General features: G+C 67.5%; 20 protein-coding genes. 10 read left to right on the forward strand and 10 right to left on the reverse strand.

Annotation, left to right across the window (positions count from 1 at the left end):
- Window positions 1–9 precede the first annotated feature (9 nt).
- From ACSVDO_RS06320 to ACSVDO_RS06330, 3 genes are read left to right on the forward strand one after another with little or no spacing between them, the layout of a single operon-like run.
- Window positions 10–1,284, forward strand: a complete 1,275-nt coding sequence (locus ACSVDO_RS06320) for an aromatic ring-hydroxylating oxygenase subunit alpha (protein ID WP_332535125.1) — start codon at window positions 10–12, stop codon at window positions 1,282–1,284.
- Window positions 1,285–1,316: 32 nt separating this feature from the next.
- Window positions 1,317–1,826 (forward strand): aromatic-ring-hydroxylating dioxygenase subunit beta, encoded by a 510-nt coding sequence (locus ACSVDO_RS06325; RefSeq protein ID WP_489595412.1) that lies wholly within the window; start codon window positions 1,317–1,319, stop codon window positions 1,824–1,826.
- Between the two features lie 17 nt (window positions 1,827–1,843).
- Entirely contained in the window at window positions 1,844–2,809 is a 966-nt protein-coding gene (locus ACSVDO_RS06330; protein WP_489595414.1) for a PDR/VanB family oxidoreductase, read from the forward strand.
- A gap of 21 nt (window positions 2,810–2,830) precedes the next feature.
- On the opposite strand, the gene ACSVDO_RS06335 is transcribed toward ACSVDO_RS06330, so the two are convergent.
- The 3 genes from ACSVDO_RS06335 to ACSVDO_RS06345 form a co-directional block, all read right to left on the reverse strand.
- Window positions 2,831–3,307: a MarR family winged helix-turn-helix transcriptional regulator gene (locus ACSVDO_RS06335; protein ID WP_332535129.1), complete on the reverse strand. Its 477-nt coding sequence runs from the start codon at window positions 3,305–3,307 to the stop codon at window positions 2,831–2,833.
- A 245-nt stretch (window positions 3,308–3,552) separates the two neighbouring features.
- Window positions 3,553–4,527 carry a tripartite tricarboxylate transporter substrate-binding protein gene (locus tag ACSVDO_RS06340; RefSeq protein WP_489595416.1) on the reverse strand — a complete coding sequence of 325 codons (975 nt, stop codon included), beginning with the start codon at window positions 4,525–4,527 and terminating at the stop codon, window positions 3,553–3,555.
- A gap of 107 nt (window positions 4,528–4,634) precedes the next feature.
- A complete protein-coding gene (locus ACSVDO_RS06345; protein WP_489595418.1) occupies window positions 4,635–5,645 on the reverse strand; it encodes a porin in 1,011 nt (336 codons plus the stop codon).
- 691 nt (window positions 5,646–6,336) lie between these two features.
- On the opposite strand from ACSVDO_RS06345, the gene ACSVDO_RS06350 reads away from it, so the two are divergent.
- The gene (locus tag ACSVDO_RS06350) at window positions 6,337–6,846 is read left to right on the forward strand and encodes a MarR family winged helix-turn-helix transcriptional regulator (protein ID WP_489595420.1); all 510 of its coding nucleotides are present in this window, start codon (window positions 6,337–6,339) and stop codon (window positions 6,844–6,846) included.
- A gap of 34 nt (window positions 6,847–6,880) precedes the next feature.
- On the opposite strand, the gene ACSVDO_RS06355 is transcribed toward ACSVDO_RS06350, so the two are convergent.
- The 4 genes from ACSVDO_RS06355 to ACSVDO_RS06370 are packed head-to-tail and all read right to left on the reverse strand — an operon-like array spanning window position 6,881 to window position 11,738.
- Window positions 6,881–7,672, reverse strand: a complete 792-nt coding sequence (locus ACSVDO_RS06355; protein ID WP_332548418.1) for an ABC transporter ATP-binding protein — start codon at window positions 7,670–7,672, stop codon at window positions 6,881–6,883.
- Window positions 7,669–9,543, reverse strand: coding sequence for a branched-chain amino acid ABC transporter ATP-binding protein/permease (locus ACSVDO_RS06360; RefSeq protein WP_489595422.1), 1,875 nt, complete (start codon window positions 9,541–9,543; stop codon window positions 7,669–7,671). Before ACSVDO_RS06360 ends, ACSVDO_RS06355 begins: the two co-directional genes overlap by 4 nt.
- Window positions 9,540–10,571 carry a branched-chain amino acid ABC transporter permease gene (locus ACSVDO_RS06365; RefSeq protein WP_489595423.1) on the reverse strand — a complete coding sequence of 344 codons (1,032 nt, stop codon included), beginning with the start codon at window positions 10,569–10,571 and terminating at the stop codon, window positions 9,540–9,542. Before ACSVDO_RS06365 ends, ACSVDO_RS06360 begins: the two co-directional genes overlap by 4 nt.
- An 18-nt stretch (window positions 10,572–10,589) precedes the next feature.
- Window positions 10,590–11,738, reverse strand: coding sequence for an ABC transporter substrate-binding protein (locus tag ACSVDO_RS06370; protein WP_489595425.1), 1,149 nt, complete (start codon window positions 11,736–11,738; stop codon window positions 10,590–10,592).
- Window positions 11,739–12,321: 583 nt separating this feature from the next.
- Here ACSVDO_RS06370 and ACSVDO_RS06375 point away from each other — a divergent pair.
- From ACSVDO_RS06375 to ACSVDO_RS06390, 4 genes are all read left to right on the forward strand, one after another.
- Complete coding sequence (locus ACSVDO_RS06375) at window positions 12,322–13,503, forward strand: acyl-CoA dehydrogenase family protein (protein WP_489595426.1); 1,182 nt, start codon at window positions 12,322–12,324, stop codon at window positions 13,501–13,503.
- A gap of 29 nt (window positions 13,504–13,532) precedes the next feature.
- Window positions 13,533–13,907: an IacB protein gene (locus ACSVDO_RS06380; protein ID WP_489595428.1), complete on the forward strand. Its 375-nt coding sequence runs from the start codon at window positions 13,533–13,535 to the stop codon at window positions 13,905–13,907.
- Between the two features lie 82 nt (window positions 13,908–13,989).
- Entirely contained in the window at window positions 13,990–14,748 is a 759-nt protein-coding gene (locus ACSVDO_RS06385; RefSeq protein ID WP_332535144.1) for an SDR family NAD(P)-dependent oxidoreductase, read from the forward strand.
- Window positions 14,749–14,814: 66 nt separating this feature from the next.
- On the forward strand, window positions 14,815–15,321 hold the full coding sequence (locus ACSVDO_RS06390) for a flavin reductase (protein WP_489595430.1): 507 nt from the start codon (window positions 14,815–14,817) through the stop codon (window positions 15,319–15,321).
- A 15-nt stretch (window positions 15,322–15,336) separates the two neighbouring features.
- Here the strand turns inward: ACSVDO_RS06390 and ACSVDO_RS06395 are convergent, their stop codons facing one another.
- Genes ACSVDO_RS06395 through catA form a run of 3 tightly spaced genes read right to left on the reverse strand, consistent with a single transcriptional unit; the run spans window position 15,337 to window position 19,124 of the window.
- A complete protein-coding gene (locus ACSVDO_RS06395) occupies window positions 15,337–16,896 on the reverse strand; it encodes a P-loop NTPase family protein (protein ID WP_489595431.1) in 1,560 nt (519 codons plus the stop codon).
- On the reverse strand, window positions 16,893–18,164 hold the full coding sequence (locus ACSVDO_RS06400) for a GTPase (protein ID WP_489595433.1): 1,272 nt from the start codon (window positions 18,162–18,164) through the stop codon (window positions 16,893–16,895). Before ACSVDO_RS06400 ends, ACSVDO_RS06395 begins: the two co-directional genes overlap by 4 nt.
- A gap of 24 nt (window positions 18,165–18,188) precedes the next feature.
- The gene (gene catA / locus ACSVDO_RS06405; RefSeq protein ID WP_332535151.1) at window positions 18,189–19,124 is read right to left on the reverse strand and encodes a catechol 1,2-dioxygenase; all 936 of its coding nucleotides are present in this window, start codon (window positions 19,122–19,124) and stop codon (window positions 18,189–18,191) included.
- 294 nt (window positions 19,125–19,418) lie between these two features.
- Between catA and ACSVDO_RS06410 the strand changes: the two genes are divergently transcribed.
- Window positions 19,419–20,354 carry a LysR family transcriptional regulator gene (locus ACSVDO_RS06410; RefSeq protein WP_489595435.1) on the forward strand — a complete coding sequence of 312 codons (936 nt, stop codon included), beginning with the start codon at window positions 19,419–19,421 and terminating at the stop codon, window positions 20,352–20,354.
- Between the two features lie 334 nt (window positions 20,355–20,688).
- Window positions 20,689–21,552, forward strand: a complete 864-nt coding sequence (locus tag ACSVDO_RS06415; protein WP_489595437.1) for a class I SAM-dependent methyltransferase — start codon at window positions 20,689–20,691, stop codon at window positions 21,550–21,552.
- Window positions 21,553–21,555: the final 3 nt, after the last annotated feature.

Raw genomic sequence — 21,555 nt, forward strand, 5'->3', positions numbered from 1 at the left:
AGGCCTGCCATGAATGCCTCCGTCCATCCCGTCCACTTCCGCCGTCCGATCGCCGACCTCGTGCAGTCCGACCGGGTACATACCTCGCTCTACACCGATGCCGCCTTGTTCGAGGAGGAAATGGACAAGATCTTTCGCAACACCTGGATCTGGGTCGCGCATGCCAGCGAGATTCCCGACGCCGGCAGCTACAAGACCCACTGGGTCGGCAAGGAGCCGGTGATCGTCGTGCGCGACCGCAAGAAGCAGGTCCATGTACTGCTCAACCGCTGCCGCCACCGCGGTGCGACCGTCTGCGAGCACAAGAAGGGCAAGGCCAATACGTTCGTCTGCCCTTACCACGGCTGGAGCTATGCGCTGGACGGCTCGCTGCGCGGCGTGCCGCACCCCGAGAGCTACGGCGAATGCCTGGACAAGGGCGAGCTGCCGCTGGTCAGCCTGCGCGTGGAGGAATACGCGGGAATGATCTTCGCGACGCTCAAGGACGACATCGAGCCGCTGGCCGACTTCCTGGGCCCGGCCAAAAAGTGGATGGACCTGTTCATGAAGCAAGGCGGCGGCTATGCCATCAAGGTGCCGGGCGAGCACCGCTTCCGCTTTCCCGGCAACTGGAAGATCCAGTTGGAGAACACCACCGACGCCTACCACTTCCCGCTGGTGCACAAGAGCTTCCTGCACTCGGTGGACAAGCAGACCGAGGAGATGCTTGATTTCGTCGGCGGCAGCGGCTATGTCGAGGACCTGGGCAACGGCCACAGCGTCATGGTGATGATTCCCGACCTGATCGACCTCGAGGACGAGCTCGACAAGCCGATTCCTGACCGCTTCGTGGAGCTGGCGCAGCAACTGCGCGCCGAAGGCCACGATGACGCGAGCGTGCGCCGCATCGTGCGCGCAGTCGGCGGTTCGGGCTTCAACCTGAACCTGTTTCCCAACGTCGCCTGCTCGATGGCGTTCTTCCGCGTGCTGCAGCCGATCTCGGTCAACGAGACCGAGATCCACCATGCGGTGATCACGATGGAGGGCGGGCCGGCGGCGGGCAACCAGGCGCGGCTGCGGCTGCACGAGCACTTCCAGGGGCCTATGGGCTTTGGTACGCCCGACGACTCCGAGGCCTGGGAGCGGGTGCAGGCCGGCGCCCAGGCGGGGCGCGATCTGTGGATCCTGCTCAACCGCGGCTTGCCCGGGGAGAAGAAGACGGCCGACGGCGTGGCCGGCGACGTCAGCGCCGAGACCGGCATGCGCGCGGCCTACCAGCAGTGGAAGAAGCTGATGCTGGCCTGAGCGCAACGAAACAGATCACCGAGAACCAAGACATGACAGCAACTGCATTTTCCTCTGACTCCGGCGCGCTGGCGCTGCTGCAGCAGGCCACGGCCTTCATCTGGGCCGAGGCCGACATGCTCGACCACAACGAATTCCAGGCTTGGCTTGACCTGTGGGAGCCCGACGGCCTGTACATCGTGCCGATAGACCCCAAGGAGACGGACCACGAGAACACGCTGAACTACGCGTACGACGACCACCACATGCGCGAGAAGCGGGTGCGGCGCCTGGGCAGCGGCGAGTCGATCTCGACGACGCCGCAGGCGCGCACGGTGCGCAGCGTGTCGCGGGTGCGGGTGGTGGGCGAGGCCGACGGCGTGCTGACGGTGCGCGCGGCGCAGGATCTCAAGGAGTTCCGCAAGGACGTGCTGCGCCAGCACATCGCGGACGTGACCTACGAGCTGCGCCGCGGCGAGGGCGGCGGGCTGCGGCTGCGCCGCAAGGTGATCCGCCTGATCAACTCCACCGATACGCTGACCAGCATCGGCTACATCCTCTGAAGACAGGGAGACACTCCATGGCCACCGCTGAAGAAACATTGCAGGTCGTGGTGCGCAAGCGCCGTCTGCAGGGCAACGATGTCGTCGTGCTGGACCTGGCCGCCGCAGACGGTGCGCCGAGTCTGCCGCGCTTCGAGGCCGGCGCACATATCGACGTGCATCTGCCGTCCGGCCTGGTGCGCCAGTACTCGCTGTGCGGCGATCCGGCGGCGCGCGACCACTATCGCCTGGGCGTGCTGCGCGATCCGCAGTCGCGCGGCGGGTCGCAGGCCGTGTTCGACGCGCTGCATGAAGGCTGCAGGCTGCGGATCAGCCGGCCGCGCAACCATTTTCCGCTGGACGGCAAGGCCAGCCACACCATCCTCGTGGGCGGGGGCATAGGCATCACGCCGATGATTGCCATGGCGCATGCGCTGCATGCCGCGGGGCGCTCGTTCGAGCTGCACTATCGCGCGCGCGCGCGCGATGCCTGCGCCTTCACCGAAGAGCTGGCGGCCAGTCCGTTTGCCGCACGCGTGCACTACCACTTCAGCGCCGCGGGCCAGCGCCTGGATATCGCCGCCCGGGTGGCAGCCAGCGGCAGTGCGGGCACGCACCTCTACGTGTGCGGGCCGGGGGGCTTCATGGACGCGGTGCTGGAGGCGGCGCAGCAGGCGGGCCTGGCGCGTGCCCAGCTGCACCGCGAGTACTTCAATGCCGACATCGACACCAGCGGCAGCGGCTTCGAGCTGGTGGCCGCAGCCAGCGGCAAGTCCGTGCGCGTGGCCGAAGGTCAGACCATCGTCTCCGCCCTCGCAGCGATAGGCATACGCATCGACGTTTCCTGCGAAGAGGGCGTGTGCGGCACCTGTGTCTGCACCGTGCTGGAAGGCGAGTGCGACCACCGCGATGTCTACCTGACCGACGAGGAAAAGGCCGACAACGACCAGCTCATGGCCTGCTGTTCGCGCGCGAAATCGCCGCGCCTCGTTCTTGACCTCTAGCCGCCCCTGAGGGCGCCGGGCTCAGGCTTCGTCTGCGCCCGGGGCGCTGCGTGATTGATGGAAGTCGATGAGCTGGCGCAGCATGCGCTTGAGGTCGTCGGCGCGGTCCATGCCGAACGGTTCGAGCACCCTTTTCTCATGCGCGTGCGACAGCTCCACCAGCCGCTTGGCAATGCGCTTGCCCTTGGCGGATATGTGTACCAGCGTGACCCGCCCATCGACCGGGTGCTGGGTGCGGCCGATATAGCCGCTGGCCTCCATGCGGTCGAGCTGGCGCGTGAGCGTGGGCTGCTTGGACAGCGTGGCTTCGGCCAGATCGCCGATGCTGATCTGCAATCCGGTCGCCAGGCAGGCCAGCACGCGCCATTCGGCCACGGTGAAGCCGCGCGCGCGCACTTCGGCGTGGAACTCGGACGAGATCAGCGCGCTGGCCTGGCCCAGCATCGCCGGCAGGTAGTCGGCAAGAAAGGGAACCGCGTTCGCGGCCTTAGCCGCCATGTTTGACGCCCTCGTCCGTAAGGCAGGCCGCAAGGCCCGCTGGTGGCGGGGAGTTTGACTGTAGGTTCAGGAGCGCGAAGCAGGACATTCCATCAGGCCGTAATGAGGAGAAGCAGTGGTCATTCTAGAAAGAATTTGCGCTGCACTGCCGGGCAAGGCAATGTTTCTCGCCCACGGCATGACCTGGCGCAATGGCGCGCCCTGCGGATGCGCGGCCCGCCGCACCAGGCAGGCCCGTGCCCAGCCTATTCCTCGGCCTTGTAGCCCGAGGCCTTGACGATGGGACCCCAGCGCTCCAGATCGGCCTTGAAGAACTCGGCGAACTTCGGGCCGCTGAGCTTGAGGTCGTCGACGCCCATTTTTTCCCGCGTGTTGACCATCTCGCGCGCGGCGCTGGCCTGCACGACTTCGGCGGTGATGCGCTGGGCAACTTCGGCTGGCGTGGCCGCAGGAATGTAGGCGCCGTAGTAGACCAGGGCTTCGATCTTGGCATAGCCCAGTTCCACGAAAGTCGGCACATCGGGCACGCGCGGGCTGCGCCGGGCGCTGGAGATCGCCAGCGTGCGCAGCTTGCCTCCGGGCAGGTGCGGCAGGACCTGGCTCATGGTGACGATGGTCGATGCGATCTGCCCGCCCAGCACATCCTGCACGCCCGCGGCCGCGCCGCGGTGCGGAATGTGGGTGAAGGCAAAGCCCGCTGACTGCGCGAACAGCTCGCCCAGGAAATGCATGGTCGTGCCGGCGGCGGCCGTGGCATAGGACGCGTCCGTGGGGTTCTTTTTGCACCAGTCGACGAACTGCGTCAGCGTCTTCACGCTGGTCGGGACCATGGGGCCGACCACCAGCCCCATGGGCTCGGCGGCGATCGCCGCCACGGGGATCAGATCGACCAGCGGGTCGTAGCCGAGGTTCTTGAAGACGTGGGGGTAGATGGTGAGAATCGGATCTGCGGTGATCAGGATGGTGCGACCGTCGGGGGCCGCGCGCTTGGCTTCGACGACCGCCAGGCGGCCACCGGCGCCAGGCTTGTTTTCGACGATGTAGGTGGCGCTGTCGGCATGCAGTTGCGTGGACAGGGCGCGCGCCAGCACATCGGCCGCGCCGCCCGGCGGAAAGCCGACCAGAAGCCGGGCCGTGCCACGGCGTTGAGCCTGGACTGCCGGAGCCAGGCCGGTGGCGCAGGCGGCAAGAAGAAGGGAGCGGCGGTTGAGCATTTTCATATCATGGGGCGGTTTCTGGGCCGGCACTTCGCGGCCGGGCGCAGAGGGTGGAGGAAAGCGCTGGGAAGGGCGCGCGCGCCGTGGCGCGGCAGCGCGTGCCTCAGTCGTCAGAACGTGTGGCGTATGCCCGCGACAAACGTGCGCGGGTCCTGGCCCGGTGTCAGGCCCACGGCCGCGCCGGTCGCGCCGTTCACGCCGAACGCTGCACCCGCATCGTTCTTGATCTTGGCAAAGCCGGTGTAGAGCGTGGTGCGCTTCGAGAGGAAGTAGTCGTAGCGCACGGTGAAGGCGGTCGAGTCGGCGTTGGAGACGGACTTGTTCTGGAAGCGGCCCAGGTCCAGCGCCACGGCCGAAGTGCTTCCCACGGGAATCGTCACGGTCAGGTCATACAGCGTGCTCTCGTTGCTGTTGTTGTCGTCGCGCCGGTGGGTCGCGACCAGGCCGGCCTTCACGGCGCCGAAGTCGTATGTGCCCCCGACCACCAGATAGCGGTCGGAATTCGTGGCCGTCGTCTTGCGCTGCGTGAACGCCACGCCGGCCTTGAGCGGGCCGCTGGCATAGGCCAGCGAGGCGGCGGCGACGTTGCCTAGGGATTTCGATGCCGCGTTCTCGCCCAGGCCATAAAGGAACTGGCCGGTGAAGCCGTTCCAGGTCTTGGTGGAGTAGGCGACCGAGTTGTTGACGCGCAGGATGCTGGGGTCGGTGTAGTAGTTCACCGATTGGCCGAAGGCCAGGCCGCCATTGAGCGCATAGGTCACCAGCGAGTAGAAGTGCGGCACATACTGGCGGCCCAGCGATAGATCGCCATATGGCGTCGCGAGCCCGACAAAGGACTGCCGGCCAAAGCCCAGCCCGCCCTGGCCAAGACTGCCGTCATCGGCATTGATGCCCATCTCCAGCAGGAAGAAGGCGCCATAGCCGCCGCCCAGGTCCTCGCGGCCGCGAAAGCCCAGGCGCGAGCCGGCCAGCCCGCCGCTTTGCAGCCGGTTGACGGTGACGGCGCCGGTGTCAGTGCGGTCGAAATACTGATCGACCACGCCGTACACGGTCACGCTGCTCTGGGCCGAAGCGGCGGCACAGGCGGTCAGGGCAGCAGCAAATGCGAAATATCTCTTCATCGATGGATCTCCTTGTTAAGAGCTAAGCGACTTAAGCAATTCGGATGCCAGCCGAAGCTCCTTCTGGTACTTTTATATGAATATGGATGAAATATTGGAAAGCCGGGGTGCGGATGCTGTCGACTCCTTGGAATGGTGCGTTGCAGTGTCCGGGAAAGTGCGTTGCCGCACCATAAGAATGCCAATATTCGCGGTATCGGAAGCTGGGTTCTGGTCTCCTGTTGCAACGTGATGGTTCGCCGACGAAACGGCCTTGGCGGATACCGGAAGATATTATTTATATGCAAAATCATCCAATTGATATGATGCAACGGATCGTTCGATGCGATCGAATGAGTCGCCGGCGCAGCGGTGCGCATGCGGGCTGTCGCCGGGGCATGCGGGCGCCGGCGCTGCGCGGCACCGGTGGCCGGCAGGGTGCCGGGATCGCGCGGGCCCGGCATCAAGGGAAAACACCTGTGGTGAAATGAGCACGATGCCGGCCGAACCGCGAGGTGCTGACGGGATTGCGGCCGGCGGCGGCAGCTGCGCTTTTGTTGCGCCGGCAGGTGACACAATCCAAGTCTGCCCAGCTGCGGCCCGCTTCTTCATTTCGGATCTATCTTCTATGGCGTCTCGCGTACCCAGGGAACCGGCTTCCTCAGAACACCAATTTCACCGGGCTGACTGGCCCTTCTATTGGATTGCGCGGGTGAATGCGCTTTACACGCACGAGATGGAGCGGGTGCTCAAGGTGGTGAACTGCGACATCTCGACCTGGCGCGTGCTGGCCATCCTGCAGGAGCAGGGCGTGAGCAGTGTCTCGGACATCGCGCTGCACTCGGTGTCCAAGCTTTCGACCACCACCAAGATCGTCTACCGCATGAAGGCCGACGGCCTGGTGTCGACATCGGCTTCAACGCAGGATGGACGCGTCACGCTGGTGGAGCTGACGCCCGCGGGGTGCCAGCAGCTGCAGCGCGTGGCCGATGCCACGCATGGGCTGTTCCAGCGCAGTTTCGACGGCCTGACGCCGGCGCGCGTGGCCAAGCTCAATGAACTGCTCAAGCAGGTGTTTCGCAACCTGCATGGCGGCGACCATCCGATTCTCGATGAAGCCCTGGGGCGCGAGCTCCAGCCGGTTTCGGCCGGGGCCGCGATGGCCGGGAAGAAGGCGGCCGCCGGCGCTGCGGCCACGGTGCGGCCGCGCAGCCGCCGATGAGCGGGCATGCATGCCGCGGCGCGCGCGCCGCCGCTCAGGTGCTGAGCATCGCCTGGTGCCGGCCCTGCAGTCCCAGATAGGCGTCGATGACGCGCGGATCGTCGGCCAGCTCGCTCGCCGGGCCTTGCATTGCCACCTGCCCGAGTTCGAGCACATAGGCATGGTCGGCCACCTTGAGCGCCGCGCGCGCGTTCTGCTCCACCAGCAGGATGGAGACCCCCTGGTCGCGCAGCCCGGCAATTGTGCGGAAGATGTCGCGCACGATCAGCGGCGCGAGCCCCAGGCTCGGTTCGTCGAGCATCAGCAGCCGCGGGCGGCCCATCAATGCGCGTCCCAGCGCCAGCATCTGCCGCTCGCCGCCCGACAGCGTGGCGGCTTCCTGGCGCCGGCGCTCCTTGAGCCGCGGAAAGATGCCGAAGACCTCCTCGAGCGCGGCGTCATGCTGGGTGCGCGCCGCGCGCCGCCAGCGGAATGCGCCCAGGCGCAGGTTGTCCTCGACCGACATGCTGCCGAACAGCGCGCGTATCTCGGGTACCAGCGCCACGCCTTCGCGCACGCGCCCGCCTATGCCCTCGCCCGGAGCGGCGAGTTCGCCGCTGGCGTGCGCGATACGGATGCTGCCGCGCGCCGGCAGCACGCCCATGATGGCCGACATCAGCGTCGTCTTGCCGGCGCCGTTGGGGCCGATCACCGTCACGATCTCGCCCGGGCCCACGCGCAGCGACACGCCGCGCACCGCGTCGATCTTTCCGTAGCTCACATGCAGGTCTTCGACCGACAGCAGCGGCTGCGCGCCCGGGGCCATGGTTTCAAGGATGGCGTTCATGCGCAGGCTCCCAGGTAGGCTTCGAGGACGCGGGGATCGGATTGCACGGCCGCGGGCAGGCCTTCGACGATCTTTTCGCCGAACACCACCACGACCACGCGGTCTACCAGCCCCATGACGAAGTCCATGTCGTGCTCCACCAGCAGCACCGCCATGCCCTCCTCGCGCAGCCGGCCCAGCAGCGCGGCCAGCGCCTGTTTCTCCGCGTGGCGCAGTCCGGCCGCGGGCTCGTCGAGCAGCAGCACCGACGGGTCGGCGCACAATGCGCGCGCGATCTCCAGCAGGCGCTGCTGGCCCAGCGACAGATTGCCGGCTTCCATGTGCGCATGCGCTCCCAGGCCCACGCGCTCGAGCTGGTGGCGCGCCTCGGCAAGCAGCCTGGCCTCCTCCAGGCGGTCCAGGCGCAGCATGCTGCGCGCCAGGCCCGGGCGCACGCGCAGGTGGGCGCCTAGGGCCACGTTCTCCAGCACACTCATCCGTGGCAGCAGCTTGACATGCTGGAAAGTGCGCGCCAGGCCCGCGGCCGCGATCTGCCGCGCGCTCCAGCCGGCCACGCTGCGGCCGTGGAACCGCACCTCGCCCGCGCTCGGCATGTCGCAGCACGACAGCTGGTTGAACAGCGTGCTCTTGCCGGCGCCATTGGGGCCGATGACCGCCAGGATCTCGCCCGCATGCAGCGCAAGGTTGATGTCGTTGTTGGCGACCAGGCCGCCAAAGCGCCGCGTGAGCCCGCGCGCCTCGAGCACCGTGCTGCCGCGCGGCGGCAGCGGGCGCCGCGCGAGCGGGCGCCGTGCCAGCGCGGCTGCCGGCGCGTTCGGCGCCGGGTGCCGGGCCGGCGTGCGGCCCGGGCCAAAGCGTTGGCTCAGCCAGCCGACCACGCCGGTCGGAGCGCGGTGCATGACGAGAATGATCAGCACGCCAAAGACGATGGCTTCGAAGTTGCCGGTCTCGCCGAAGATGCGCGGCAGCCAGTCCTGCAGCCAGTCCTTGGCGAGGATGAAAAGCCCGGCGCCGACGACCGCCCCCCAGAGTTGGGCGGCGCCGCCGATCAGCGCCATGAACAGGTAGTCGATGCCCTGATTGACGCCGAAGGGCGTGGGGCTCACGAAGCGCTGCGTGTAGACGTACAGCCAGCCCGAAAGGCTGGCCAGCAGCGCGGCCAGCAGGAATGCGGCGAGCTTGGCGCGGAATACGTCCACGCCCATCGAGGCAGCCATGGCCTGGCCGCCGTTGAGGGCGCGGATGGCGCGGCCGCTGCGCGAGTCCAGCAGGTTGTGCAGCGCCCAGCCGCTGGCCAGCACCAGCAGCCAGATCAGATAGAACATCTGCTCGCCGCGCTCCAGCGTCCATGCGCCCAATTGCAGCGCGGGCAGGTTGGCCAGGCCGTTGTGTCCGCCGAGCGACTGGAAAGTGCCGAACAGATAGTAGACGGCAATGCCCCAGGCAATGGTGCCCAGCGGCAGGTAGTGGCCGGACAGCCGCAGCGTGAGCACGCCCAGCAGGCCGGCCACGCACAGCGTGACCAGCAGGCCGGCGAGCAGCGCAAACCAGGGCGAGCCACCGGCCCAGGCAAGCCACGCGGGCAGGGCGCTGGCGCTGGCTATCCAGGCCGTCGCATAGGCGCCGGTGCCGACGAAGGCCGCCTGACCGAAGCTCGTCATGCCGGCGACGCCCGTGAGCAGCACCACGCCCAGCACCACCAGCGCAGCCAGTCCGATGTTGTTGAACAGCGTCACGTAGAAGGCCGGCAGCAGCGGCACGGCCGCCAGCGCCAGCACCAGCGCAATGAGCAGCACGCGCGCCGCGGGCAGGCGGCGTGCGACGGCGGCGGGCGCGCCGTCGTGCAGGTTGGAAGGGGGAACGTAACTCATGCTTCTTCCTCGGTGTGCCGGGTGGTGAGGGAGCGCCACAACAGGAAGGGCAGGATCAGCGTGAACACGATCACTTCCTTGTAGTCGCTGGCCCAGAAAGTCGAGAACGACTCGACCAGGCCGATGCCGCCGGCGCCCAGCGCGGCGACCGGATAGCTGGCCATGCCGCCGGTGACGGCGCCGACGAAGCCTTTGAGCGCGATCAGGAACCCGCTGTCGAAATACAGCGTGGTCAGCGGCGCGATCAGGATGCCCGACAGGCAGCCGATGAAGGCGGCCAGCGCGAACGATGCCTGGCCGGCGAAGGCGGTGGAGATGCCCATCAGTTCCGCGCCCAGGCGCTGCACGGCCGTGGCGCGCAGCGCCTTGCCAAGCAGCGTGTGGTTGAAGAAGGCATAGAGCGCCAGCAGCAGCCCCAGCGTCACGCCTATGACCCACAGCGTCTGTGCCTTGAACGTCACGGCGCCGAGCGCCAGCCCGTTGCCGGAGAAGGGTTCGCTGCGCGCGCCTTCGGCGCCGAACATCAGCAGCGAGACGCCGACCAGCACGCCGTGCAGCGCGATCGACGCGATCAGCAGCACCAGCGCATGGGCCGAGGCAATGGGGCGGAACACGATGTCGTAGAGCAGCGGCCCCATGGGCACCACCATGGCCAGCGCGAGCAGCGCCTGCACGGCCATGGGCAGCTGCTGCAGCGGCAGGTTGCGCAGCAGCAGCAACAAGGCGACGGCATACGCCAGCATGCCCCAGCTGCGCGCGGCCGGAAGGCGGCGACGGCGCAGCGCGGCCGGCAGCATCAGCGCCAGCCGCAGCGCCGCCAGACCCAGCAGCAGCCAGGCCAGCGCCGCGGGCTTGCCGGCCTGCATGCCGGCCATCGCCATCGCGCCGAAGGTGACGAACTCACCCTGGGGCACCAGCAGCACGCGGGTGATGCTGAAGACCAGCACCAGGGACAGGGCCAGCAGCGCGTAGATCGCGCCGCTCGTCAATCCGTCCTGTCCCAGCAACAAGGCAATCTGAGAATCCATGTCGGTTACCTCGGGGCGTCACTTCAGCGCCGCCCAGCGGCCATTTTTCACGGTGATCAGTTCGCGCCCGCGCCGGTCGAAGCCGCTGTGGTCGGCTGGCGTCATGTTGTAGACGCCCTGCGTGCCGGCCAGCTCCCGGGTCTGCTCGAGTGCATCGCGCAGCGCCGCGCGGAAAGCCGCTGTGCCGGGCGCGCCCTGCTTGAGCGCCGCGGGAATGGCCGCCTGCAGCAGCAGTCCGGCGTCGTAGACGTTGGCGCCGAACGTGGCGGGCTTGCTGCCATGGAGCTTCTCGTAGTCGGCGACGTAGCGGGTCGCGACGGCCTTGGTCGGATTGCTGGCCGGGATGTCGTCGAGCACCAGCATGCTGCTGGCCGCGAGGATGGTGCCCTCGACCTTGCGGCCGCCGAGCTTGAGGAATTCATCGAGTGCCGCGCCATGGGTCTGGTAGACCTTGCCCCTGTAGCCCTGGTCGAACAGCGTGGTCTGCGGCAGCACGGCCGAACTGCCGGGCGAAGCGATCAGCACCGCGTCCGGGCGCGCGGCCTGCGTCTTGAGCGCCTGCGCGGTCACCGAGGTGTCGCGGCGCTGGAAGCTCTCGGACGAAACCAGTTTGATGCCTGCGGCCTGCAGCAGCTCCCCCGTGACCTTGGCCCAGTTCTCGCCATAGGGGTCGGCGGCGCCGATGAAGCCCACGGTCCGTATGCCGGTCGCCTTCATGTGGTCGACCAGGGCCGAGGCAATCAGGTCGTCGTTCTGCGTGGTCTTGAACACCCACTTCTTCTGCGCGTTCATCGGCAACACCACGGCCGCCGTGCCCACGGGGGCCAGCATGGGAATGCCGGCGGCGGCCGCGAACTGGATCACTCCCATGGCGTTGGGCGAGCCGCTGGGGCCGATCAGCGCGTCGATCTTCTCCTCGTTGATGAGCTTCTTGACGGCCGATACCGAAGCGGTCGGGTCGGAGGCATCGTCCAGCGACACGTAGTCGATGCGTTGTCCCGCGACTTCCCTGGGCAGCAGGGCAACGGTGTTCTTCTGCGGTATGCCGACCAGCGCCACCGGGCCGCTGGACGACGAGATCACGCCGACCTTGATCTGGGCCTGGGCGCCCCCGGCGCAGAAGGCCGTGGCGAGGAAGAGGGCGGGAAGCACGCGTGGGAATGACATGGGGGACCTCGTGGGGTGTCGTTGAACAGGAAGGGCAAGCACGGCAGAACTGCGCTTCGCCTTCAGCAGCATTCGTGCCATCTTCATGCTTTTCATTGACGAAACGCATGGACAAAAATGTATGCATATGGATGGAACTGTTCGGATTCTCCAGATGCATGCCGGGCGTGAGTATGGGGAAAACACTGATTTTTCACGCAATTTCTTCAAAGATTGCCGCGCATAAAAAGCGTGAATTTATCGGGGTTTACGCTAGGTTTGTGGCGAGGCATGAAGGTCGAATATGGTGCAAATAACTAGCTGTGTAGCGGGTTTGGTGCGTTTTTGCACCAAAACCGAGCTTCAAAATATTGCGTGAAAATTAGTTGACGATTCACGTTTTATTGAGTTACCTTTTGCGCTGGATCAACGCACAGGAGATGCAATTTGGCGGCGCTGATCAGACCGGAAAAAAGGTTAAAAGATGCATTCATATGAAAATATTTCTACTTTGATGGTTCGCTGTCTGCGGCTTTGCCGCGGCACTGCGGTGTTTGCCAGAGACCACGGCGCTGCCGTTTCCCGCCCTTGAAAGGAGTCATCCATGCTTGCACTGGATACCCAGACCGACGCCATGGCCACGCACCCGGCCGCTTCCCAGGAGCCGCCCGCCGATGCGCTGGCGCCGCTGCTGCAGGACATCCGCGCGCGCCGGCGCGAGTTCGGCCGGCAGCAATTCATTTCCACTGATGTCATCGAAGGCTTCAAGGCCGCCGGCGTGTATCGCGCGCTGGTGCCGCGCGCGCTGGGCGGCGAGCAGCGTTCGCCGCGCTTCTTCTGCGAGCTCATAGAGCGCATTGCCGCGGCCGATGGCTCGGCCGGCTGGGTGGCCAGCTTCGGCATGGGCGTGACCTATCTGGCGTCGCTGCCGCCGGACACGCTGCGCGCCATCTATGCCGACACGCCGGACGTGGTGTTTGCCGGGGGCATCTTTCCGCCGCAGCCCGCCAAGGCTGTCGCTGGCGGCTACGAAGTGTCGGGCCGCTGGAGTTTTTCCAGCGGCTGCCTGGGCGCGACCGTGGTGGGCGTGGGCATCGTGGCCGAAGGCGCGGATGCCCAGCCGCTGCCGCGCATGGCCGTGCTGCCGCGCGCCAGCGCATCGGTCCAGCCCAACTGGGACGTGATCGGCCTGGCGGGAACGGGCAGCCACGACCTGGTCGTCGACAAGGTCGTGGTGCCCGAGGAGTGGACCTTTGTGCGCGGCAGCCGCTCGCAGTTCGACGCGCCTATCTTTCGCTACCCCAGCCTGTCGCTTGCCACCCAGGTGCTGAGCGTGGTGTCGCTGGGCATTGCGCGCGCCGCGATCGAGGAGCTCAAGGGCCTGGCCACGGGGCGCATCTCGGTGACCGGCGCGCCGCGCACCGCCGACCGACCCCAGGTGCAGATGGAGATTGCGCGCTGCGAGGCGCAGCTGCGCTCGGCCCGGGCTTTCTTCTACGAGGCGATGGACGAAGTCTGGGAGCTGCTGCTGCGCGGCGAGACACCCGGTGTCGAGGCGGTCAGCGCCTTGCGCCTGTCCGCGACCTTTGCCACGCGCACCGGCGCCGAAGTCACGCGCAGCATCCAGATGCAGGCCGGCATGACCGGCATCTACCAGGACTGCCCGCTGTCGACCCAGGTGCAGGACAGCCTGGTCATCACCCAGCATGCCTTCATGGGCGACATCACCTACCAGAACGCCGGTGCCGTGCTGTTCGGCCTCAAGCCGCTGCCCGGCTACCTCTGATCCGCTTTTTCCACTTCACCGAGATCGACATGACCACTGAAAACAAACCTCCTCTGCGCACGCTGTTCTGCATAGGCATCAACCAGAACTTCTTTGACGCCACGGTGCAGGAAACCAAGGATGTCTGGGCCGCCTTCGTGCAGATGATGCAGGGCATTGACCAGCTGCCCGGCGTCACCGTGCTGGGCAACCTCGACGACGATCGCGCCATGGTGGGCCCGAGCGACGGCTGGCCCTGGACAACCTATGTGCTGGCCGATGTTCCCGACCTCGAGACGGTACATGCCGCCTGCAACCTGTTTCGCACCACCCCCGTGGGCGACGGCACCTACAAGCTGTGGAAGTACGCCAAGGTCGAAGCCCGCGTGGGCCGCGAGCTGAGCATTCCCGCCTACGCCGCCTGAGCGTCCATGGCGGCAACAGCCGCCTGATCGAATCGACCGATGCGCCGACCCGCATCGTCCACCCTCTGAAGGAACCCGCGCCATGTCCCCACTTTCCACCCCGCCACAGACGGCGATCGTCACCGGGGCCGCCCAGGGCCTGGGCCTGTGCATCGCCCAGGCGCTCCACGCTGCCGGCTACCGCGTGGCGATCACCGACCGCGATGCCGACGCCGCGCATGCCGCCGCGTCAGCGCTGGACGCCAGCGGCGCATCCGCCGCTGGCCTGGGCCTCGATGTCACGCGCAAGCCGGACTTCGAGGCCGCCCTGGCGTTCGTGCAGCAGCGCTGGGGCGGCCTGCAGGTCGCGGTCAACAATGCCGCGGTCACGCTGACCACCCCGGTGATGGAGATCACGCCCGAAGAGTTCGACATGGTGCTGCGCGTCAATTTGCGCGGCACCTTCCTGGGCTGCCAGGTGTTCGGCGCCGCGCTGGCGCAGGCCGGCTACGGCCGGATGATCAACGTCGCCTCGCTGGCCGGCCAGAACGGCGGCACGGCCTCCGGTGCCCACTATGCGTCGTCCAAATCGGGCATTCTCACGCTGACCAAGATCTTCGCGCGCGAGCTGGCCTCCCGGGGCGTGACGGTGAATGCGGTCGCTCCCGGCCCCATGGACCTGCCCTCGGTGCACGCGGCCGTGCCGCCGCAGCGCCTGGCGCGGCTGGTCGAGGCCATTCCGGTGCGCAAGCTGGGCAATCCGCGATTCGTGGCCGGGCTGGTCGTGCAGCTGGCCTCGCCCGAGGCGGATTTCGCCACGGGCGCGGCCTGGGACATCAACGGCGGCATCTTCATGCGCTGAGACGGGACAAGACATGACCACCTGCACATTCCCGCGAATCGCGCCCGGCATCCGAGGAGCCGCAGCATGATCGCGCTTGCCGATTTCCGCGACGGCATGGCCCGGCTGGCCGGCGCCGTGAACGTCATCACCACCGACGGCGCCGCCGGCCCCGCCGGCTTCACCGCCTCCGCGGTCTGCAGCGTCACCGACCAGCCGCCCACGTTGCTGGTCTGCATGAATCGCGCGTCCTTCGCCCACCGTTTCTTCGTGGAGAACAAGGTGCTTTGCGTCAACGTGCTGGCCGCGGACCAGCAGGCGCTGTCGGCGCTGTTCGCCAATCGCGATGTGACGATGGCGCAGCGCTTCGACCAGGCGCCGTGGCGCCGGCTGCAGACCGGCGCACCGGCGCTCGACGGCGCGCTGGTCAGCTTCGACGGCGAGATCATCCAGGTGCATGAAGTCGGCTCGCACAGCATCTTCTTCGCCGAGCTGCAGGCGATGCGCATCGGCGATCAGGACGCGCAAGGCCTGGCGTATTTCAACCGCGGCTACCACCCGCTGGGCGAGCGCGGCGTCGCGCTGCGCGCCTGAGGCGGCCTGCCGGCGTCAATGCGCCGGCTGCGTGCTGGAGCGCAGCCTGGCCTTGATGGTCGCAAGCGCCGCTCGCCGCGCGTCCAGGTCGGCCTGCAGTCTCTGCAGGCTGGCTTCGAGCGCGTCGAGGGCCAGCTGGCAAGGCTGCAGCGCCTGCGCTGCGGACTCCGACAGCCAGGCATGGATGGCCTGCTCCAGCGCGGCGTGCAGTGGCGTCGGGTCGATCACCGCGGCGCGCCCTTCACCGATGCGCTCATAGCGCGCGTTCTCGCCCAGCTGCAGCGGCGCCGCGAGCGCCGCCGCGCCGCCATAACCCGCAAGCGCGCGCGGCGCGGCCTGGGCGACAGCAGCTTCGAGCAGGCACTGGGCCTGAACGCACACGGCGCGCGCATCGCCAGATTCGGCATGGCGTTCGAGCAGTTCGGGCAGCGCCGGAATCACGCTGCGCCAAACCTGGGTGATGAGCGCGGCCTGCCTGCCGGCCAGGCCGGCGCGCTCCGCAGCGATGGCCTGCTGCAGTGCGGCCAGCAGCGGCGCAGCGCCACGTGCCAGGCTCGGCAGCACGCATTCCTCGGCATGGTGCAGCACGATTTCGGCGGCTTTGCGCTGCTTGTAGCCCTGGGCCTGGCCGACGATCTGCTGCAGCGCCGTCCACAGGCGATCGAAGCCCGCCGCGCCCAGCGCCTGAGCGGTCGGCTGCGGGGCGCGCGCCGCGTAGACCGACACGGACACGGGCGCCAGCAGCAGCGCCGGCGGCACGCCCAGCTGCGCCAGCTTGTCCCGGCCGCGCTGGCGCACATCGGCCTCCTGCAGCGCGCGGTTGCCCGGCGTCTTGTTGCGCAGCACCCTGACGATTTCGCCCGCGACTTCGTCCTCTTCGAAGAAGTCGCTGCGCGTGAGCACCGGCTGCAGCGGCTTGCCGCGGTGCAGCTCGCGTGCCAGTTCGTCGAGCTCCTGGACCTGGCCCGGCGAAGCCGAGCTGGTGAGCCACAGCACGGCATCGGCGCTGTCGGTGAAGCGCTGCGTCAGCGCGGCGTTTTGCGGCGTGGCCGAGTGCAGGCCTGGCGTGTCGAACAGCACCAGCTTGCGCCCCAGGCGCACGCCCTGCAGCGTGGCCGTGGTTTCGGTCGAACCCTCCTGCAAGCGCGCGCCGGGCAGCGCCACCATGCGCCCGGCCTCGATGCAGAAGTACTCCACCGCATGGCCGCGCGCCGCGAAGCGATCGGCGACAAAGTTGCACAGCGAACTCTTGCCCGCATTGAACTTGCCGAACACCAGGAAGATGGCGCTGTGCCCGAGCAGCTCGGCCAGCGCCTGCGTGGCGCCCAGGTCCTGGCGCCGGCCATGCCAATCGGTCACGTCCTGCTGCAGGCGTGCATGAACGGCCTGGGCGGCCGCGGCCAGTGCATGCCCGTCCTGCAGACCGGGCCAGCGCAAGGGGCCGGCAAGCAGGAGCGCGCTCAGCCGGTCCAGCCAGTCATCGAGCGCCTGCACAGTGGCCTGCACATCGCCGGCCTCCCATTGAAGGGCCTCGATGCCAGCCATGAACTGCTGCTCATGGTCCAGCCCGCTCATGCCCGGATTTCCAGCTGGTCCAGCGTCTGCAGCGCCTGCTGCGCCGTCTGCGCTGCCGCGAGCTGGTCGCGGACTGCGTCGATGCGCGCGGCCAGCGCCTGCCGGTCGGCTGAGATCTCGTAATAACGCGCGAAGTCGCGCTGCAGTGCATCGCGGCCCGCGTCCTGGTAGAACATGCGCTGCAGGTCCTCGCGGTATTTCACCGAGACGCCCAGCACTGCGACCATCACGCTGTTGAGGCTGCGTGCCGCGGTGTGCTGGGCCGTGGGCAGTTCTATGGCGCCGTGCCGCGTCAAGGCCGCGTTGAGCTGGATGCAGACCTTGGAGTAGGCGACCTGCAGGCGCGCACGCTCCAGCCGGCCCGTGGTGAGCCGGAACCTGTCGGCCGCGGTGTCGGGCTGCAGCGCCAGATCCGGGCCGGGCGTGGACATCACCTCGGCCAGATCCTGCCTGGCCTGGTCGAAGACCGCGCCCAGGTCGAGGTCGAACTGCCGGCGCTGCTGTGCCTGCTGCTGCTGCAGGCCGGCGCACTGCGCGCGCAGCGCGGCCTGGCGCTGCAGCAGCTCCTGGTGCATGGCGCTTTTCATTTGCGCCGATTCATGCGCGCGCGCCTGCGGCACCTGGCCAAGCGCCCGGGCCAGCGCAGCGCGCAGCGCCGGAATGCCGCTGCGCTCGATCAGCAACTGCTTGCCGCCCTCGATGCCCTGGCGATGGCGCGTGGCGGATGCGGCATGCAGCGCCATGCCCGGCGCCTGCTGGCCGATCGCGCCCAGCACCTGGTGCAATTGCGCGTCGTCACCCGCCTGGTCGACCTGGGAGACCACCAGCAGGGTCTGGCGCCGCGTGGCGTCGGCATCGGCGCTCAGTTTGTGCAGCAGGCGGCGCTCCCGGCCATCGAGCTCGCCTTCCTTGGCTGAATGCACGAACAGACGGATGTCGGATTGCTGCCACGCAGCCTGCCGGGCAAAGCGGTCGTCGGCCTGGTCCACATCGGCGTCCAGGCCGGGCGCGTCCAGCCAGCGCACGCGGTCCTTCACATGGGCGCTCAGCTGCGTGGTCTCGCGTCTGTCTGCCACCGCAAACCGGTCCTCGCCCAGCAGTTCGTTGAGCAGCCGGCTCTTGCCGTGGTTGTATTTGCCGATCACGGTGACCGTGCTCAGCCCCTCCTGCTCGTGCAAGGCGCGCAGGCGCGCGAGCTCGTGCGCCCGGCCGGGCAGCACGGGCAGGACAGCGTGTTCGACCTGGTCGAAGATATCGGCGCGCGGCAAGTCGCTACTCCCTGGCCGGCGCCGTCAGGCGGCGGCGCGCGCGCGCTCGACGATCTGGTTGTCGACGCCGTTGACCAGCTCGGACAGGTGGATGTCGAAAACGATCTCGGCAAATGCCCCCTTCTGGCCCCAGGCGGCAATGCTGTCGGCATCGGTGCGCTCGACCAGCGGCGGCACCAGGCCGTCGCGCGTGGCGTAGGCGAAGTCGTCGTAGACCAGCGGATCGCCGTCGATGTTGATCTGCGTCGTCAGCTTGCGGTGACCGTCGGCGGTGACGAAGAAGTGGATGTGCGCCGGACGGTTGCCGTGGCGGCCGAGCTGGTTGAGCAGCGCCTGCGTCGCGCCATCGGGCGGGCAGCCATAGCCCTTGGGCACGATGCTCTCGAAGCTGTAGTGGCCCTTGTCATCCGCGATGATGGTGCGGCGCATGTTGAACGGGGCCTGTTCGCCCGTCGGGTCGAAGTGCGAATAGAAGCCCTTGGTGTTGGCATGCCAGACCTCGACCTGCGCGCCCGGCAGCGGCTGGCCGTCGGCGCCGTAGACCGTGCCCTGCATGATCAGCGGGTGGCCGTTGCGGTCGCTGTCGTCGTCGAGCTTGGCATGGCCCTGCAACACCGGGGCGCCGACCACATAGAGCGGGCCTTCGATGGTGCGCGGCGTGCCGTTCTCGACGCCGTCGGCCGCGTCCTGGGCGTCCATGCGCATGTCGAGGAAACGGTCCACGCCCAGGCCGGGTGACAGCAGTCCGGCCTCGCCGCGCGCGCCCAGGAAGTTCAGGTAGGCGACCGCGGCCCAGTACTCGTCGGGCGTGATGTCCAGATCCTCGATGATCTTGAACAGATCGCTCACGATGCGGTGCATGATTTGCTTGGTGCGCGGATTGCCGCCGTCGATCCCCAGGCCGGCAATCGTCTTGAGGAAGTCCTGCACATCAGGGGTGTCGAAAATACGTACGCTCATCGTGGCTCCTTGAAGAATGATGAAAAGGCAGGCCGCAAGGCTTTCAGGCCGCCCATGGCAGTGCCTTGCCTGGGGCCCCGCAGCGCGCCGGCATCGACGGCTGGTGCGCGCCTGTCGTGGGGCAGTCGCTGGGGCCGGGCAGGGCGGCTGGCATAGCCTGCATTGGATGCGCAGATACTGCGTAAATCCAGTATTTCTTTGGTCTCGTTTGAAACCCTGAAGGTATAGTTGCCCGCTAAGTTGCTGACGTATATCGGCTGATGGCGTAAAACAGACCTTCTATGGTTTTCCCTTATGGATTTGAGGCAATTAAAGTATTTCGTCGCCGTGGCACGCGAGCGCAACTTCACGCGCGCCGCTGAACAGCTGCACATGGCGCAGCCGCCGCTGGGCCGCCAGATCCAGCTGCTGGAGGAGGAGCTGGGCGTGCCGCTGCTGTTGCGCAACAGCCGCCCGCTGCGCCTGACCGAGGCCGGACGCTTTCTTTTCGAGCAGGTGGTCCAGGTGCTCAACCGCATCGACCAGATGGCCGCCGAGACCCGGCGGCTGGGCCTGAACCAGCAGGGCACGCTGTCGATAGGCTTCGTGCCTTCCACGCTGTATGGCGGCGTGCCCATCCTGCTGCGCAAGCTGCGCCAGCAGCACCCCAAGCTGGATATCCGGCTGGTGGAGCTGTCGTCCATCCAGCAGGTCGAGGCGCTGCGCACCGGGCGCATCGACCTGGGTTTCGGCCGCATCGGCGCCAACGACAGCGCCGTGGCGCGCATCGTGCTGCGCGAGGAGCGGCTGGTGCTGGCCATGCCCGCGACGACCCCGTGCACGGCCAAGCCGCCGCAGCCGATGTGGCTGGCGGAGCTTGCGGACCAGAAGCTCATCGTCTATCCAAAGAATCCCCGGCCGAGCTTTGCGGACCAGATATTGGCGCTGATCGAGGGCTGCGGCGTGCGGCCCGCCGAGATCATCGAAGTCAACGAACTGCAGACGGCACTGGGCCTGGTCGCGTCCGAGGCGGGCGTATGCATCATCCCGGCATCGGCGACGTTCCGCGCCGATCTGCGCTACCGGCCGATTGCCGACCTCCAGGCGACGTCGCCGATCATCATGTGCCACCGGCTCAATGACGACGGCTGGTACATCGCCAGCGTGAAGAAGCTGGTGGACGAGCTGTACCGCAGCGCGCCGACCGCATTGGGCATGGGCTTTCCGCAGTTTCCCGGGGCCGCGGGCTGAGGCCGGGCGCTGCGGCCATCGCATCCGCCCTGGCCAAGCTACCTGGCGGCATAGACCCTTGCGCAGCGCAAGGTCATTGAATGATATTCATTCTCAATGAGGTTATGATTCATTCCATTGCACAGCGCAACCCGCGCTTTGCACCCGTTTCATCGTGGGGCGATCCGAGACTTCACCGTCTCCAAGGTCGTTTTTGCTAGCCATCGGTTCGCCGGCCAGCCATGCTTTTTTTCCACGATGCCATATCATTTCCCTGTTCCGTGCGCAGGCGACACAACGGTTCGTTCCCTCAGAGATCGCCAGGCGTGCGTGGCGTGATTTTCCGGAGGTGAATATGGACCGAGAACTCGACATTCCAGCAACACCCTTGCATTACGCACCGCTGTCGGCCGTGCCGTCGACGCTGCGCATTCCGCTGGCCGCGCGTGCGCTCGGCGACGCGATGTTCCCGGCGCTGGCGCTGGGCGACGCGGATGCGGCGCGCATTCTCAAGGCGCTGGGCGACGACGGGCTGGAGTGGCTGCGCGATCGGCACAGTGTCTACGGCGTGCTGGCGCGCACGCAGCACTTTCGGGCGCTGGCGGCGCAGTTCCTGGCGGCGCAGCCCGACGGACATCTCGTGAATCTGGGCTGCGGACTGTCAAATTATTTCCAGTGGCTGGACAACGGCCAGGCGCGCATGACCGATGCCGACCTGCCCGAAGTGTTGGAGATCCGGCGCGCGCTGCTGCCGGTGACTGGCGAGCGCCACGCCGTGCTGCCGCTGGACCTCACGGCGCCCGACTGGTGGGACCGCCTGGGCCTGCCGGCCACGCGTGCCGGCGCGCCGGTGTTTCTGTTCTGCGAGGGCGTGCTGATGTATCTGCAGCCTGCCGAAGTGCAAGCCATCTTTCGCACGTTCGGCGAGCGCGCGCCCGCGGGCTCGTCGTTCGCGTTCGATGTGATGTGCTGGCTGGCGATAGGCCGCGCCAGCCAGCACCCGTCGGTCAAGCACACGGCGGCCGAATTCCATTGGGGCCCGGGGAGCCTGTCGGAGCTGACGCAGGCGCATGAACGGCTGCGCCTGGCCGAGACCTTCAACATCATGGAAGGCTATGGCCTGCCCTACAGCCTGATCGGTCCCTGGGTCCGGGCGCTGTTTGGCGTGCCGTTCTACGCCGTCTATGCCCTGTGCGCCGCGGACCTGGGCGCGGCCTGAAAG

It is taken from the genome of Comamonas sp. DB36, from assembly GCF_057914905.1.